The sequence below is a fragment of the uncultured Shimia sp. genome (assembly GCF_913054185.1).
Classification (GTDB): domain Bacteria; phylum Pseudomonadota; class Alphaproteobacteria; order Rhodobacterales; family Rhodobacteraceae; genus Shimia.
The window spans coordinates 1-16194 of sequence record NZ_CAJXIV010000034.1 but is presented as its reverse complement, the minus strand read 5'-3'; the positions used below and the strand labels follow the sequence as shown (position 1 = coordinate 16194).

Here is a 16194-nt window from a genome sequence, read left to right as displayed (position 1 = left end):
TTCAAATGGTGTCCACTTTTCCAGAATAGACTTCCACAATATGCTTGTCTGCTGCGGCAGTGAGCTCCGCAATCGCTTTGGTCTGAAGGGGGGATAAGAAGCCGGCTTCTGGCGTCGCTGCAATGGCTGAAAGAGCCTTGTCCCTGGCATGTTCAAAGGCGCCACGCCGTCCGCCTGTCTCGTAGTCATCACGGCCAATGCGCTGAAAAACTTCAGGGATATGCTGATCCCGACAGCCCGCAACCGTGTGGTTGCTATCCAGGAAATGCCCCCCCACGGGGACTTTGAGCATTTCGCCAAAATTCAATGCGGCATCGTCTACATCCGGCACCTGCAAAAAGCGTCGCGCCATACCGCCGAGTTCGTTGTCCAAAACCGCCTGCACAGGACAGAACACCGTCGCACATTCCAATTGTCCAACTCCGCCGAGAATGTCCGCACCTGAAAGGGAAACGGTTTGCATTAAAAGTGCGCGCTCTGCCATGGATTGATGATCCGTATCCGGCGTGTCAGATCCGGATCCATAAGTGTGTGCCATCAAGCCAAACCCCCGTTTGACCAGCTGTATAGAAAGCGAGGCGGCTTGCATGGCTTCCACAGAAGATTGCAGAGCACTGCCAGTGCGCATGTCCAAGGCAAACATCAAAGGCGTGGCAATCACCGGCAACCCAGGAGACAAAACATGTGCCATGGTGACCATACCGACCACCTCGGCGACAGCCATCACCGCAAGGGCGGCCGGGGATAGGGGAGCCGTCCCGCCAGCGCTTGGCAGCGAACAGGCATGCACCGGCACACCGTATTTGCCGCATGCGATGATCACCTCAGTGTCCATAAATTTGAATTCGAGAGGCGAAAATGAGCAGGTAATGGTGCTGGTGGTGGGATTGGCCCGCAGCGCGTCTTCGCCGCCGGCGGCTATGGCGGCAATCTTTAGAAGGTAGTCGACGTTCTCTTTTTGATAAGGCTGCATCCACACGTGTTTTTGTGTGTTGGCTGAGATGGCCGCAAAGCTGTGAATGTCTGCAGTAACCTCCGGAACGCCATGCACAAACGGGTGGGCGACGAACCCCACTTGATCCAAGATGTTGGCCACAGCAGCGATTTCACGCGCGGCGGTGAGGTCCATGTTACGGTAGCTGGCGTCGCGCGGATCAACATAGCCATGCCCCCCCGTGCCAGTGCGTAGAATGAACCCGCCGTCCGCGCGAGGAAGGGTCATGTCATAGATCCGGTTGCGTCCGGCCAGCCGACAGGACTTTGGCGTAGCCATCAGGGCCTCTGCCACCATCTCGCGCGGCATTTTCAGGCGTCCGGCCTCGCTGCCCTCTATGGCTCCAGCCTTTTTCAGAGCGGTTTTGGCTTCTGGGTGCACCACCATGACACCGTAGTCCGCCAGCAGGTCCAACACGCGACCCTTGAGGGTTGCCATGCGATCGCTGTCTAAAAATCCAAACTGCGCGCGTGGCCGAATGATATGTTCAAGAGAAAAGGCATCCGCAGAAGCGCGGCTGACGGGTGGTGATTTGCGACCGCGGCGTTTTCGAGGGGCTGGGGAATGATCGGTTGGCATGGCGCTAGCTCCTTTTTACAGCGAAAAAGGCACACACCGATTACGCTCACTGCCTGCCGACTTGAGCGGGATAAGTGTAGCATGGCGCGGCGAACCGCGCCAAATATTTGATGCCATCAGGCGCGGTGGGCACCATCTGCCAGGGATTTCACAAAGGCCAGCACGTCTTTCACCGATTTACCAGCGCCAATCTGGCTAACAATGGCAGACCCAACCACAGCACCGTCGGCGATGGAGGCAATGTTTTGCGCTTTCTCCGGGGTGTTGATGCCAAAACCAACAATCACAGGCAGGTCTGTCTTGGATTTAATGCGGGCCACTTCGGGACCAACATTGGTGGCTTCTGCTTCTGCGGAGCCGGTGATGCCGGTGATGGAGACGTAATACACAAACCCCGATGTGTTTTGCAGAACCTTGGGCAGGCGTTTGTCGTCTGTGGTTGGCGTTGCGAGGCGGATGAAATTCAACCCTGCGGCCTGCGCTGGAATGCACAGCTCTGCGTCTTCTTCCGGCGGCAAGTCCACCACGATCAACCCGTCAATGCCAGCAAGCTTTGCATCGATCAAAAATCTGTCGACGCCGCGGGAATAGATCGGATTGTAGTAGCCCATCAACACAATAGGTGTGGTGTCGTCCACGCGCCGGAACTCAGTGGCCAGATCAAGCGTCTGTTCCATTGTCATGCCGCCGTCGAGCGCGCGCTGGCCCGCAAGCTGAATAGTTGGGCCATCGGCCATTGGGTCGGTAAACGGCAGGCCTAGCTCAATGATGTCGACGCCGGCACCGGGCAGGCCTTTGATGATTTCCAGTGAGGTGTCGTAGTCCGGGTCTCCGGCCATGACATAGGCCACAAAGGCTTTTTTGCCAGCGGCATTCAGTTCGGCGAATTTGGCGTCGATGCGTGTCATGAACAGTCCTCAGAGTTTGATGACAGAAGATGTGCCTAAATCTCCGAGGGAAATCAATCCTTGCCGAGCATGTGGTGCGGCTTAGGTGGCTGCGTCATCGACCATTATCATCCAATGGGTACCATATTTATCTTTGCACATGCCAAAGCCCGCGGAAAAGAATTGTTTCTCAAACGGCATGATCGCCACGCCACCTTCGCACAACCTGTCAAATCGGGTGCGGGCATCCTCAACTGTTTTGGTTTGATGGGCGACCGAAACTGAAGCTTGCGGTTGATACGGCATGCCTGGGGCCGTGTCATTTGACATCAACTTCCAGCCATCTTTCTCGATGTGGCTGTACATAATCTTGTCGCTGTGTGGCATTCCAATTTCTTGTGGTGCTTCGCTGAAGCGCATCTTCACCACATCATCGGCGTCAAAGACTGCGGCATAGAAATCCATGGCGTCTTCGCTGGTGCCATCGAAGTAAACGTAGGGAATAAAAGTCATCAAAATCTCCTTGTTTAATGGGTCTATCCTAACACGCAGCTTGCGCCGGGCCCAAACTCTGCCTAAGAGCAGCACAAACATGTGACAGGAGACCGGACATGGGTTTCAAGATGGGCATCGTAGGTCTGCCAAATGTTGGCAAATCCACGCTCTTTAACGCGCTGACCAAAACCGCTGCAGCGCAGGCGGCAAACTTCCCGTTCTGCACCATCGAGCCCAACGTGGGTGAAGTGGGCGTGCCGGACGCGCGTTTGGATAAATTGGCTGCCATTGCGCAGTCCAAGTCTATTATTCCAACCCGCATGACCTTTGTGGATATTGCAGGGTTGGTGAAAGGCGCGTCCAAAGGTGAAGGCCTTGGCAATCAGTTCCTCGCGAACATCCGCGAAACCGATGCCATTGCGCATGTGCTGCGCTGTTTTGAAGACGGCGATGTGACGCACGTTGATGGCCGCGTTGACCCGGTGGCTGATGCGGAAACCATCGAAACCGAGCTGATGCTGGCGGATCTGGAAAGCATTGAAAAGCGACTTCAGGGCATCGTGCGAAAGGTGCGCGGTGGCGACAAGGAAGCGGTTCAGCAGGAGCGCCTCCTGAAAGCGGCACAAGCGATGCTGGAAGATGGCAAGCCTGCACGCCTGGTTGAGGTTGATGAGGACGACACCAAGGCGTGGAAAATGTTGCAACTTCTGAGCACCAAGCCAGTGCTCTATGTGTGTAACGTAGGTGAGTCTGAATCTGCTGAGGGCAACGCGCACTCTGCCAAAGTGGCCGAGATGGCGGCGGCACAAGGCAACAGTCATGTGATCATCTCCGCACAGATCGAAGAAGAGATCAGCCAGCTAGAAGACGATGAGGCCATCATGTTCCTTGAGGAGATGGGCTTGGAAGAAGCTGGGTTGGATCGTCTGATCCGGGCAGGTTATGAGCTTTTGCACTTGGAAACCTACTTTACTGTTGGTCCAAAAGAAGCCCGTGCCTGGACTATCCGTCAGGGCACGATGGCGCCGCAGGCGGCTGGGGTGATCCACGGCGACTTTGAAAAAGGCTTTATCCGCGCCGAGACCATCGCCTATGAGGATTACATCGCCTGTGACGGTGAAAGCGGAGCCAAAGAGGCGGGCAAGATGCGCGCAGAAGGCAAAGGTTATGAAGTGAAAGACGGCGACGTCATGCACTTCCTGTTCAACACCTGATTTGGATTGAAACATCTGATTAGAGAAAGCCCGCTGTGATGACAGCGGGCTTTTTGGTTTGGGGCGGTGGGGGTTATTTCAGAGCGCGTGCCAGAAACGCCTGGGTGTCGGGATGTTGCGGCGCATCAAACAAGGCGCTGGGCGCACCTTCTTCAACAACCTTACCGTCTTTCAGGAAGCAGACCTTGTCCGCCGCTTCACGAGCAAAGCCCATCTCGTGGGTGGCGAGAACCATGGTCATGCCGCTGTCTTTAAGCAGGCGCAGCACGTCGAGCACTTCGCCCACCAGCTGTGGATCCAGTGCCGAGGTGATCTCGTCAAATAACATCACCTCGGGCTTCATCGCCAAGGCGCGGACAATGGCGACCCGTTGTTGCTGTCCGCCGGAGAGCTGATCCGGATAGTGGTCCATACGGTCGGCGAGACCAAAGCGTTTGAACAGCTCTGTGATCTCCGGACGCAGCGCGGCGCGGGACTTCTTGTAGACCCGACGTGGCGCGAGCATCACGTTTTCCGCCGCTGTCATATGCGGGAATAGGTTGTAGCTCTGAAACACCATACCAATGCGGCGGCGCACCGGTTGCGGGTTCAAGCCGGGCAGGGATATGTCTTCGCCGTCCAGTAGGATTTCCCCGTCTTCAATGGTCTCCAGCAGATTGATACAGCGCAATAAGGTGGATTTGCCCGCACCGGAGGCACCGATCAGGCAGACCATCTGGCCCTCCTCAACCGCAAGGTCGATGCCGTCGCAGACTGTGTTGTCGCCAAAACGTTTTTCGACGCCTTTCAGAATGATTTTCGCCATCAGCTTCGGTCCCGGTTCTGCTTTGCCATGAGGTAGTCCGCATAACGAGTGGCCGGAATAGTAACCGCAAGAAAAATCACCGCTGCCCCGACATAGGGCGTGAAGTTCGCGAGCAGCGATTTATACACGCCAGCTTGGCGGAAGATTTCAACCGGGCCGATAAAGCTCAACAATGCCACGTCTTTTTGCAACGCAATGAACATGTTCATCTGCGCGGGGATCACGCGGCGAATGGCCTGTGGCAGGATGACAAAGCGCATGTTATCGGCGTCCGATAGGCCAAGAGATTGTGCGGCAGCACGTTGGCTTTTGTGCACGCTTTCGATGCCGGAGCGGAAAATTTCTGCCACGTAAGCCGAATACGTCAGGATCAACGCAAGTGAGCCCCAAATGTAGGGCGAATTCCATGGCCGCGGAAGCCCGAGGCCAGGAATGCCAAAGCCAATCAGGTAAACGGTCAATACCACCGGTACACCTCGGAAGATGTCCGTGTAGGCCGCGCCTAGGATGCGGAGCGGAAACAAAGCGGGATTGCGCGTGTCACGTGCCAGTGCCACCAGCAGCCCAAGAATGACAATCGCAGGGGCACTCCACAAGAAGATCGCAACATCCAACTTGAAGGCTTCAAGCAGCTTAGGGAACGTCTTGGCAAAGACTTCCCAGTTGAAAAAACTGGCTTTGACCCGGTCCCAACCCGGTGCCAGGGGCACCAGTATAAGGACGGACAACAACACAGCCAAAGTACTGCCGCCCGCGATCAGCATGGAGCGGCGGCGCAGGCGATCTTCGTAAATTTGGCGGCGGGTTTTGCCCGCCGCGTTGGTCTTGCTCATGTTATTTGATCAGCGGCACACCAGTGGTTTCCTGCAACCACTCGGCCTCAATGGCGGCCAGCTTCCCTGTTTCTGTCAGGGATGCGATAGCCTCATCGACACATGCTTTCAAGGGGTTACCCTCTTCAAGCAAAAGACCAAACCGGTCTGGGTTCTCGGTGCGATCTGCCGGGAATTGGCCAATCACAGCGGAGCCTTCGACCACAACGGCGCTTAGGTACAATGCTGTTGGCAAATCAAACAAAGCCGCGTCGATTTGACCGGCCTGCATTGCGGCGGTCACATCCGCGTTGTCACCGTACAAAAGCGGCATGTCGTTTGGCCCAATGGCATCCATCAAAACGGGCACGGCAGTTGTCCCGCCCATGGCGCCCCACTTCAGGTCTTTGAGGGCATTTACAGTTGCGTCCGTGCCTTTTGCATCCGCTGAGGCCAAAATCGCCATGGGAGCCGCGTAGTAAGCCGAGGAGAAATCAACCATCTTCTCACGTTCTTCGGTGATGGAGAACTGCTGCAAGTTGAAGTCAAAATCTTTCGGGCCAGGCTGAATTGCCTGATCAAATGAGGAGCGGGCCCATGTCACTTTGTCGGCAGCAAACCCCATTTCTTCGGCCACAGCGTAAGCCACGGCGGCTTCAAAGCCTTTGCCGCTTTCCGGCGCGTCGTCCATGACCCACGGATAGTAAGCGGGGTTGCCGGTCGCGATGGTGAGAGTGCCATCGGTCAGGGTTTTTCCGTCGGCGCAGTGGCCTGCTGCGAACGCTGCGGAGGTGGACAGCGCGGTGAGCGCGGTGGCGGCAATGACTTTGTGAAACACGGAGATATCTTCCCTTTTGAACTCTTTGGTCAAAACATGATGTGCTAGGGGTTTGTTGTCCAGCACATCTGTTTGCAAAACGCACTTTCAAGAGCGTTCACCGGTTTTGCGTCGCGAAGCTTCACTTCTCCGCTGGTGCCAAGGTCGCCACTGACGTTGCTGGCCACATTGATCCTAGCCATGATATGCGGCGGCGCTGAACTGCTGTGACAGGCCTAACAGCTGACAACTTTTTGTTTCAGACCAGATCGACAGCTTTGGCGTTCAGTGCCACAAATCGAGAGTTCAGTGTGGGTGTTGTCTAGTGGATCGCTGCGCCGCGGTTCACAAAGTCACCGAAAGGCGAGAGGCCTTCGGGGTGCGCGCCATTTGAGCAATTCATTGCACTGGCTAAATCGAACTGGTTGTTTGTTGTGCAAGCGCGACGGGTAGTAAAAGCGAATTTGAACCGCGCTGGCAAGGTTTGATCCTTGGGTTGTGATGCCTAGTGTCTTGGTTTGAAGTTTAAGAGCGCCTCTTGCGCCGTGCTACAGGAACACAGTGTCTTCCAGCTCTGCTCTTAACGCGCGAATGCGAGCGCGTTGGCCTGCGGTGATATGTGCCCGCATGGCTGCTTCGGCTGTGTTGCCATCGCGGGCAACTAGGGCGTCCAAGATCGCTTTATGCTCCTCGATGGCACTTTCATAACGCTCTTCATCAGCCAAAGTGGTGCGGCCAAGAATTAACATAGCCTTCTGCACGCTCAGCATGGACTTGATCAGGAAACGATTTTTTGCAGCTTCCAGCAGTGCCCGATGGAATTGGCGATTCAGGCGGGCGGCTTCCGTGCCTTTGCCCACCTTAGAAATTTCGTCACTGATTGCAGTCAGCTCTGCGATTTCCACAGTTGAGGCGGAGCGGGCAGCCATGCGAGCTGCGGTGCATTCCAGAACGCAGCGCATTTCGTACAGTTCCATGATTTCGGAATAATCCAACTTTCGCACCGTGGCGCCGACTCTCGGGAGATGCGTAACAAGCCCATCGGCTTCCAGCTGGCGAATGGCTTCTCGCACGGGGGTGCGACTGACGCCGAAGCGTTTGGCAAGTTCGGTTTCGCGGAGACGGTCGCCGGGGGACAGATGCCCGTCTCGAATTTCAGCAAGAAGCGCGCCGTAAGCCGCGTTTCCATGAAGCTTTTCCGAAGGGGATAGGTCGTCGCTCATTGGGTTTGGCCGCATATTGTTAAATTGCATCCAGCTGTATACAGTAGGATGCAATCGGTCAATCGAGATTGGAATCATCTGTGTCTACACTGCGACTTCGAGCCTTCACCTTTGTGGTGGCGGCAATCGGCACCTTTGTTTTCTGGGCGTTGAATTTGCCGCTGCCCTTTTTGTTTGGTCCGATGGCCGCGTGTCTCATTGCGGCGCTGAGTGGTGCCCGATTTTCCGGATTTGGCGAGATCACCGCGGGTGCACGCACCATTCTTGGGGTTGCTGTCGGGACGTCCATTACGCCTGAGGTGGCCTCGCAACTGCCGGGAATGGCGGGGTCGATTGCGTTGATGCCGGTTTACATATTTGTCATCGCGCTAATCGGCGTGCCGTTTTTCCATAAGGTCTGCAAATTTGACCCTGTGACGTCCTACTATGCGGCGATGCCGGGTGGTTTGCAGGACATGATCCTGTTTGGCGAAGAGGCAGGAGGCAATGCGCGGATATTGTCGTTGATCCATGCGACACGGGTCCTTGTGATCGTGTCGGTGGCGCCGATCATGTTGATATCCGTATATGGTGTGAGCCTGTCCAATCCGATTGGCCAACCTGCGTCGGAATTACCGATCCACGAGATGGTGATCATGGCAGCTGCAGCGATTGTCGGGTGGAAAGGTGGCGAACGCATTGGGTTGTTTGGCGCGTCCATTCTAGGGCCTATGATTGTGTCCGCAGCCCTGACCATGGGCGGTGTTTTGCATTCACGGCCGCCACAAGAAGCGATCTGGACAGCGCAGTTTTTCATCGGTGTTGTAATTGGGGTTTACTACGTCGGCGTCACCATGCGCGAGTTGCGCAGTGTTGTGCTGTCTGGGCTGGCGTTTATGGTTGTTCTGGCGGTGTTGGCCGCGGGCTTTGCTGAAATCGCGACACGGCTCGGCCTTGCGCCTGCGATGGAGGCGTTTTTGGCTTTTGCACCGGGCGGGCAGGCGGAGATGACAGTTTTGGCGATTGTGGTCGGCGCAGACCTTGGGTTCGTGATTGCCCATCACCTGACGCGCATTGTTTTGGTGATCTTAGGCGCGCCGATCGCGGCGCGCCTGTTGAAACCAAAAGCCTCTGGTTAGCCTTTCTTTTGAAAGGCAATCATGACGAGAGCCAGCAGTGATGAACCAAGCATCAAGAGCAGGCTGACAGCGTTCAGCAGTGGGGTGGACCCCTCTTTGAGACGGTCAAACATGGCGATGGTCAAAGGTGCATCAGAACCAACGAGCATCAACGTGGTGTTGAAGTTCTCAAAACTCATCAAGAAAGCCACCACAAACGCGCCGATCATGGCGGGAGCAAGATAGGGCAGGGTGACCGTACGGATTGCTGTCAAACGACCAGCACCGAGGTTTAGCGCGGCCTCCTCCAAGGTTTTGTCAAACTTCTGTAGGCGGGCCCCAATCACCAAGGTCGCGATTGTTGTGATGAAGGAGAATTGACCAAGGATTACCAACCACAGGCCTGGGCGCAGGGCTTCGACATCCCATTGAAACCCATCCCATAAGCCGTTTGCCAAGCGGCTGGAGGACACCAGAATGGAGATACCAAGCACAATGCCGGGGATCACCAGAGGCAGCAGCATAAAGACGTAGAGGATGCTTTGCCCGCGGAACTTGTAACGGTTGAACAGGAAGGCGTTGGACAGACCCACCACCATGGAAAGTGCGGAGACACAGAAGGCCACAAACACAGACGTGCCAATTGCGCGCAGGATTGAGCGTTCATGGAATGCACCAATCATGGGGCGCTCCGAGCCAAAAAACCAGTTCCAGGTGAAGCCTTCCCAAGGCAGGGATGGGAACTGGCTGTCATTGAAGGCAAAGGCCGCCACAACGATTAATGGCAGCGCAAGGAAGACGAAAAACAGCGCCACGTAGGCTTTATAGGCCGTGGTGACTAGACGGGGTTGAGGGATAGTAGGGATCATATTTCTTTTCCTTACCCCATCGTCTTTTCAAGCGATTGCCCGGTGAGGCGCAACATGCCCCAGACAATCACAGAAGATAGGATCAACAGCAGGAAGCCAAAGGCAGCACCAAGTTCCCAGTTAAACCGCACGATGAACTGAGAATAGATCAACTCGGTGAACCACAGGCTCTCCTTGCCGCCCAGCATAGTTGGGGTCAGATAATTGCCCAAGCAGAGCATGAAGACCACGATGGAGCCTGACACGATTCCTGGCATCGCGTGAGGAATGATGATTTCACGCAAGACGCTGAAACCGCTGCCTCCAAGATCGTAGCCAGCTTCGACCACTTCGTCAGACAGGCTCTCGAGCGTTGTGATCAATGGTACAACCATGAACAGCATGGAGGTATAAACCAGGCCCACCATAATGGCGGCATCGTTGTAGAGCATCTCGACTGGGCCGCTGGCGAGACCCACAGATTGCAGCAAGTTGGAGATGATGCCGGTTTCCCGAAGTAAGATCATCCAGCCAAATGTGCGCACCAGTTCCGAAACCCAAAAGGGCACCAAGCAGAGTAAGAATAGCGCGGATTGGGTGCGGCCTTTGGCCATTTTTGCGATGTAATAGGCGACTGGAAAGCCAATCAGCAGGGTCAGGATTGTTGCAAAAATCGACATTACCGCGGTGCGGAGAAAGGTGACGATGTACAAAGGCTCTGTGAAGAAGGTGAGGTAGTTTCCGAGGCTGATTTCATATTGACCAACGCCCACTCGCTCGCGCAGAGAAACCAGCAAAAGATCGATGTGAGGAATCACGATCAGCAAGCTGAGCCAGAGAAGAAACGGCGTCAGCAAAAGGATGAGTCCAAGTTTGGCTTCGCGGTGCATTAAGACGCTCCCGCCGAGAAGCAATTGGCCTGATCGCTGGCCCAGCCAATGTGCACCGGAGCGCCTTTGGTGAGGTTTGCAAATTCACCAGATTGCGGCAGGTTCACGGCGACTTCTTCGTGACCATCTGTGTCACGCACCATGACTCGAGAGGCCGCACCATTGAAGAGGATCGACGTGACTGTGCCGGAGATCTGGTTGTCAAAACTCGCGAGATCTTCGGCTTTATGGGCGATGCGAATGGCTTCGGGCCGCACAAAGGCGTCGATTGTGTCTCCCTGAGACAGTGAGCGCCCTTGCGTTGCCCCACGAAGCGTTAGGCCGCTGGTGGTTTGAACTAGCGTGTTGTCACCGTCTTGTTTGATGACTTTGCCCGACCAGCGGTTGCTGTCACCCACAAAGCCGGCAACAAAAGCCGTATCAGGACGGTAGTAGAGGTCTTGGGCGCTGCCAACCTGCTCAAAACGTCCGGCGTTCATCACGGCGATGTTGTCCGACATAACCAAAGCCTCTGATTGGTCGTGCGTGATGTATACAAACGTGGTGTCAAACGCAGCCTGAAGGGTTTTTAGCTCCACCTTCATGTGTTCGCGCAGTTTCAGGTCGAGTGCGCCGAGAGGTTCGTCGAGCAATAGGACATCTGGTTCCAGTACCATGCAGCGGGCGATGGCAATTCTCTGTTTTTGGCCGCCGGACAACTCATCTACACGGCGGTGCCCGATGCCTGGCAAGCCGATCCGTTCAAGCGCTTCGTCCACTTTGAAGCCGATGTCTTTCTTGTGCATTCCGTTGCGGCGAAGGCCATAGCCGATGTTGTCCGCGATGTTCATCATCGGGAACAGGGCGAGGTGTTGGAACACCATGTTCACGTGGCGCTTGTTAGGCGGCACGTTCAAAACGGACTTGCCCTTGATCTGGATGTCGCCGCTGCTTGGCTCCAGAAAGCCTGCGATCATGCGCATGATTGTGGTTTTGCCACAGCCAGATGGGCCGAGGATCGAAAAGAAGGACCCCGCTGGTACAGAGAAGGAGACATTGTCCACCGCTGTTGTCTCGCCAAATTTTTTGGTGAGGTTGGTGCACTGCAGATCGGGCGTCATTGGGAGGTCCTTTAAAGTCGTAAAAGCGTGCGCCCGCGAGGACACACGCTGTTTTTAGTAGTTGAAAAGCGCTGGTTTATTTAGCGGCTTTTACGCGGTCCAGAACACCACCTTCGATGGCTTCAAGACCGGCTGGTACTGGTGGGTACCATTTGATGTTGTCGATGGCTTCCGCAGGGAAGGACCCTTGGTAACGTGCCTTCAGATCTGCGGAGGCAAATTCATCAGCACCTTTGGATGCGGTGAAGTTGCCAGCGGCAGCTGTGATCATTGCGGCCACTTCTGGCTGCATCACAAAGTTGATCCACGCATAAGCCGCGTCATCTGCTTTGCCCTTGGCTGGCAGAACAAAAGTATCAACCCAGCCCAGAGCACCTGCAGCAGGGGCCACAAAAGTGATGTCGGCGTTATCGGAGTTCAGCTTCCAACCGCCGGTGTCCCATGCCATGGACGCCACAACTTCGCCAGAGCGCATCAGGCCCATTAGTTCGTCGCCACCACCCCAGTAGGTTTTTACGCCAGCTTTACATTCGATCAGTTTGGCTTCGACCTGAGACATGATGTCAGCATAAGCTGCCTCGTCGCCGTATGCGGCGAATGGGTCAAGACCCATCGAGAAAGCGAAACCAATCAAAGTCGGGCGCTTCAGGCGGTAAGACACTTTGCCTGCAACGTCAGATGCGCACAGGTCGGTGTAATCCTGAACCATGGAGGCTTTGGCGGTGTCGACCACAAGACCGGAGGTGCCCCACACGTGAGGCACGCCATACACGTCACTGCCGACGGTTGTGTTGCCTTGGGTGGCTTCCAGCATGGAAGGGATGAAGAGGGACGCGTCAATTTTGGACAGGTCGATTGGTTTGTAAATCCCGAACTCGGCTTGCGGGCCAGCGATGCGGTCTTGGCTTGGCTGTGCCAGGTCAAAACCACCGCCGCCTGTGGCGCGCAACTTGGCGATCATTTCTTCGTTGTTGGATTTGGTCACCTCGACGGTGTGGCCGGTTTCGGCTTCAAATTTTGCGACAACGTCTTCTGGTGCATAGCCGCCCCAGGTCAAAAGGCGTAGCGTGTCTGCGGAAGCGGCACCTGCGCTGAGCATTGCTGCTACAGCAACGGTCATAGACAGCTTAAATGGTTGATTTTTCATGGAACATATCCCCCCGGGATCTTTTCTTATGTTGATTGATGCCGCTACCATGGGGGGAATGTATCATTTGGTCAAATATTTTCGTGCCGCGTTACAAAAGTTTTAATCTTGGCTAGATTGCGGCGCGATAGACCGATGAAATCAGAGTGAAACCGCATGTTTTTCGACCGTAATAGGATCAGCAGTATGCGAGTTTCATCCATGTTTTGGTGCGTCGTCGGCATTTACTTCGTTTGGATTAGAAGTATTGTCCAGCTTCTTATTGCGCGAGGACAACATGCTTACGGACCCAGCCAGCCGGATTTCTTTTGACCCGCAAAGCACGGGCTTTGCCGCGGATCCTTATGCCACGTATGCCGCCATGCGCGCGTTGGACACACCCTACTTTTGGGAGAGCGCGAATACATGGATGTTGACAAAAATGGCGGACGTGGAGGCCGTGGCGCTCGATAAAACCATGTTGCGCAACAACGAGGATTTCATCGAGGACGGTGACCAAAAAGCACAGCAGCGGGCGATCAACTTCCATGACATGCCGTATCACGAGCGTTACGTGCAGGTGAATTTACTCGAAAGCGAGGGTGCCACGCACGCGCGGTTGCGTAAGGTGGTTTTTCGCGAATTTTCACCCGCGATGATCGCGCGCCAGCGCCCCGCGATTCAGGATTTTGTGGATACCCTTCTAGAGGAACTGTGCGAGCAAGACGAAGTCGATTTTGTTGCTGAGTTTGCCGCGCATGTGCCTGGCCATATAATTGGACGTGTTTTGGGGGTGCCTGACGAAGATGCGCCAATGCTGCGCCATTGGTCAGAAGAAGTGGTCCGATTTTTTGATCCTGAGAGGGGCGCAGAAGATAAGGCGCGTGCGGAATGCGCGACCAAAGAATTCTACGAATACTTGTTGGTCCTTCTGGCCGAACGGGAAAAGGCTCCGAAAGAAGATTTGTTGAGCAAACTGATCGTGTATCGAGATTCGGGTCAGCTGAGCCAAGATGAACTGATTTCCACGGCCATGCTGATCTTGATGGCGGGGCATGGGTCAACCATCGATGTGTTGGGGAGTGGGCTGCACGCGCTTTTGCGGTTTCCGGACCAGCATCAGCGGTTGCGGGACGATCCCAACCTGATGAAAACGGCTGTTCAGGAGATGTTTCGGTATGAATCTCCGCTGCCTTATTTTCACAGGTTTGCGACCGAAGACACCGAAGTTGGTGGCAAACTGTTTCCAGCCGGAACGCGCTTTGGCTTACTTTATGGGGCTGCCAATCGTGATCTTAATCGATTTGAGCGCCCGGACGTGTTTGATGTTGGTCGGACGCCCAATCGGCATATGGCTTTTGGCGGGGGAGGGCACTTCTGCCTTGGCAACCATTTGGCGCGACTGGATATGGATGTGATCTTTTCCACCCTGAACACGCGATTTACAGAAATGGAACTCGTCGGAGCTGAGCCAAAGTATAAGTCAGGATTGTCGGTTCGTGGCCCAAAAGAGCTGCGTATCTGTTGGAAGCGTGCGTAAAGGCGAAGCAAGAAAATGGTCAAACTAAAATTTGTGCAGGCAAATGGCACGGAAATTGAAACCGATGCGGCGCTTGGCATGTCCGTCATGCAGGCCGCTGTCAACGCAGGGGTTGATGAGATTGCGGCCGAGTGTGGAGGGGCGTGTGCGTGTGGTACGTGCCATTGCGTGTTGCCTCAGGAGTGGTTTGAGCGGGTCGCTGCGCCTCAAGACGATGAAGCCGATATGTTAGAGTTTGTCATCGAGCCGCAACCAACCAGTCGGTTGAGTTGTCAGGTCGTGGTAAGCGAAGACATGCACGGCATGGTGATCAACGTGCCGGATTCTCAGGTATAATGTCATCTGAGGTGTGTGATACCTCGACCATTGTTTTCAACGCAACCCAGGACGATGGAAACCTCTGGCCCTACCACGTTCCTGTCGCGGGACTTACCGTTGCGCGACACGATGACGGGATGGTGCGCCAAAATTATCATCAACACGTCTTGATCCTCAGCCTCAGTGGTCTCGGATGTGTCGAGTTGGGACGAGAGAGATTTGAGCTGTTGCCTGGTGATTTGGCCTGGATCGATACTGCTCTGAGTTATGCGCATGGTGCGGACGCCAAATCAGATTGGACATATTTGTGGATGTCTTTTGCAGGGTATCGGGTGAATGCTTTGCACGCTCACCTTGGCTTTGAACAAGTTCCGGTCGTTCATGGGTGTGCTGACCAAAGACCACGCTTTGAAGCGGTAAAAGAAGCGCTGTCTGTGAACTCCGTCTACTTGCCAGCTCTGGTGAGCGCAAAAATCTCAGAGCTGCTCGCTGACTTGTCCGTGTTGCGCCGTGCACAAGGCCATACGGGGCCTTCGGGTGTTGTGATGCGTGTATCGCATCGTTTGCGCTCGCAGTTGGATCGGGCCTGGAGTGTTGAAGGTTTGGCCGAGATTGCTGGCATCAGTCAGTCGCAACTTTTTCGGCGGTTTAGGGAGGAAACGGGCAGCAGCCCAATGGCGTGGCTGCGCAGGGAGCGAATGGTGTTGGCCTGCTATCTCTTGCGCACAACAGAACAACCAATTTCGCATGTGGCACTTAAATGTGGCTATGCAGATCCGTTTCACTTTAGTCGAGACTTCAAGCGTCACCAGGGGCGCGCACCGCGCTATTTTCGAGCCGCGGTTCGTCGGGAAGCGTGATTTGTTCCAGGGCTTCCAAGTGAATTGCCGCAGTTCGCTTTTTTCCGCTGAGTTTGATGGAGAGCATGCTTTCGAGTGTGAAGTAGGCGCGCATGAGGCGGAATACAGTATACTCCGGCAGGCAAAAAACAGCTCGAGGCGTGCGGTTGATCAGTACAGCCCCTAACCCAACCAAAGTCGGGGCACCAAGAACAACCGCTGCGATTGCGGTCCAAAGCGGGCGCGGGCCTGTGCCAAAAGGTTCCAGAAACTCGATCAAACCAAAAATCACAAGTGGCAGACCCATGGTGCGCACAGACGTGTTGAGCAGCATGATGGGCAGGACTACCCAACCACGCAGAGATGGGTTGCCAAACTCCGTCGACTGTCGGCAACGTGCAGTTATGTGAAACGCGGAGCGAAACCAGCGCATGCGTTGTTCACGCATGTGCGCGTAAGTGGCGGGCACTTCGGATTCGTAGCGCACGTATGGGTCCACTTGAATGCGGTAGCCCAACTCGCCAATGCGCATGGATATGTCGCTGTCTTCTCCATTGAGGCCAAAGGCAAAGCCGCCAAGGTGACGAACGAGTTCAGTACGGTAAACGGC

General features: G+C 55.1%; 17 protein-coding genes. 5 read left to right on the top strand and 12 right to left on the bottom strand.

Translation table 11 applies throughout. The annotated features are described in order from the left end of the window. Position 1: 1 nt before the first annotated feature. The 3 genes from QZ517_RS09290 to QZ517_RS09280 all read right to left on the bottom strand — a co-directional run bounded on the left by QZ517_RS09290 (position 2) and on the right by QZ517_RS09280 (position 2973). Positions 2–1573: a trimethylamine methyltransferase family protein gene (locus QZ517_RS09290; RefSeq protein WP_294225582.1), complete on the bottom strand. Its 1572-nt coding sequence runs from the start codon at positions 1571–1573 to the stop codon at positions 2–4. 116 nt (positions 1574–1689) lie between these two features. Then, the gene (trpA, locus tag QZ517_RS09285; RefSeq protein ID WP_294225579.1) at positions 1690–2481 is read right to left on the bottom strand and encodes a tryptophan synthase subunit alpha; all 792 of its coding nucleotides are present in this window, start codon (positions 2479–2481) and stop codon (positions 1690–1692) included. Positions 2482–2562: 81 nt separating this feature from the next. Then, positions 2563–2973, bottom strand: coding sequence for a VOC family protein (locus tag QZ517_RS09280; RefSeq protein ID WP_294225576.1), 411 nt, complete (start codon positions 2971–2973; stop codon positions 2563–2565). 98 nt (positions 2974–3071) lie between these two features. Here QZ517_RS09280 and ychF point away from each other — a divergent pair, with 98 nt between their 5' ends. Further along, on the top strand, positions 3072–4169 hold the full coding sequence (gene ychF, locus QZ517_RS09275) for a redox-regulated ATPase YchF (protein ID WP_294225574.1): 1098 nt from the start codon (positions 3072–3074) through the stop codon (positions 4167–4169). Positions 4170–4242: 73 nt separating this feature from the next. Here ychF and QZ517_RS09270 read toward each other — a convergent pair whose 3' ends face one another. The 4 genes from QZ517_RS09270 to QZ517_RS09255 all read right to left on the bottom strand — a co-directional run bounded on the left by QZ517_RS09270 (position 4243) and on the right by QZ517_RS09255 (position 7826). Continuing rightward, positions 4243–4974 carry an amino acid ABC transporter ATP-binding protein gene (locus QZ517_RS09270; protein WP_294225571.1) on the bottom strand — a complete coding sequence of 244 codons (732 nt, stop codon included), beginning with the start codon at positions 4972–4974 and terminating at the stop codon, positions 4243–4245. Continuing rightward, positions 4974–5807: an amino acid ABC transporter permease gene (locus QZ517_RS09265; RefSeq protein WP_294225569.1), complete on the bottom strand. Its 834-nt coding sequence runs from the start codon at positions 5805–5807 to the stop codon at positions 4974–4976. The genes QZ517_RS09270 and QZ517_RS09265 overlap by 1 nt, the downstream gene beginning before the upstream one ends. A 1-nt stretch (position 5808) precedes the next feature. Next, positions 5809–6624 carry an ABC transporter substrate-binding protein gene (locus tag QZ517_RS09260; RefSeq protein WP_294225565.1) on the bottom strand — a complete coding sequence of 272 codons (816 nt, stop codon included), beginning with the start codon at positions 6622–6624 and terminating at the stop codon, positions 5809–5811. 527 nt (positions 6625–7151) lie between these two features. Continuing rightward, positions 7152–7826 (bottom strand): GntR family transcriptional regulator, encoded by a 675-nt coding sequence (locus tag QZ517_RS09255; protein ID WP_294225562.1) that lies wholly within the window; start codon positions 7824–7826, stop codon positions 7152–7154. An 89-nt stretch (positions 7827–7915) separates the two neighbouring features. Between QZ517_RS09255 and QZ517_RS09250 the strand changes: the two genes are divergently transcribed. After that, on the top strand, positions 7916–8944 hold the full coding sequence (locus tag QZ517_RS09250) for an AbrB family transcriptional regulator (RefSeq protein WP_294225642.1): 1029 nt from the start codon (positions 7916–7918) through the stop codon (positions 8942–8944). Here the strand turns inward: QZ517_RS09250 and QZ517_RS09245 are convergent. The 4 genes from QZ517_RS09245 to QZ517_RS09230 form a co-directional block, all read right to left on the bottom strand. Further along, the gene (locus tag QZ517_RS09245; RefSeq protein WP_294225560.1) at positions 8941–9792 is read right to left on the bottom strand and encodes an ABC transporter permease; all 852 of its coding nucleotides are present in this window, start codon (positions 9790–9792) and stop codon (positions 8941–8943) included. The two genes, QZ517_RS09250 and QZ517_RS09245, sit on opposite strands and share 4 nt — an antisense overlap. Before the next feature lie 11 nt (positions 9793–9803). Next, on the bottom strand, positions 9804–10661 hold the full coding sequence (locus QZ517_RS09240) for an ABC transporter permease (protein WP_294225558.1): 858 nt from the start codon (positions 10659–10661) through the stop codon (positions 9804–9806). Then, complete coding sequence (locus QZ517_RS09235) at positions 10661–11761, bottom strand: ABC transporter ATP-binding protein (RefSeq protein WP_294225554.1); 1101 nt, start codon at positions 11759–11761, stop codon at positions 10661–10663. The genes QZ517_RS09240 and QZ517_RS09235 overlap by 1 nt, the downstream gene beginning before the upstream one ends. Before the next feature lie 76 nt (positions 11762–11837). Then, positions 11838–12881, bottom strand: coding sequence for an extracellular solute-binding protein (locus QZ517_RS09230; RefSeq protein ID WP_283427684.1), 1044 nt, complete (start codon positions 12879–12881; stop codon positions 11838–11840). A gap of 304 nt (positions 12882–13185) precedes the next feature. Between QZ517_RS09230 and QZ517_RS09225 the strand changes: the two genes are divergently transcribed. Genes QZ517_RS09225 through QZ517_RS09215 form a run of 3 tightly spaced genes read left to right on the top strand, consistent with a single transcriptional unit; the run spans position 13186 to position 15605 of the window. Further along, entirely contained in the window at positions 13186–14427 is a 1242-nt protein-coding gene (locus tag QZ517_RS09225) for a cytochrome P450 (RefSeq protein WP_294225551.1), read from the top strand. Between the two features lie 15 nt (positions 14428–14442). Then, positions 14443–14763, top strand: a complete 321-nt coding sequence (locus QZ517_RS09220) for a 2Fe-2S iron-sulfur cluster-binding protein (protein ID WP_294225548.1) — start codon at positions 14443–14445, stop codon at positions 14761–14763. After that, positions 14763–15605: an AraC family transcriptional regulator gene (locus QZ517_RS09215; RefSeq protein ID WP_366766023.1), complete on the top strand. Its 843-nt coding sequence runs from the start codon at positions 14763–14765 to the stop codon at positions 15603–15605. The genes QZ517_RS09220 and QZ517_RS09215 overlap by 1 nt, the downstream gene beginning before the upstream one ends. Here the strand turns inward: QZ517_RS09215 and QZ517_RS09210 are convergent. Further along, a partial coding sequence (locus tag QZ517_RS09210; protein WP_294225534.1) for a glycosyltransferase family 2 protein occupies positions 15544–16194 on the bottom strand: 651 nt, incomplete at its 5' end. The two genes, QZ517_RS09215 and QZ517_RS09210, sit on opposite strands and share 62 nt — an antisense overlap.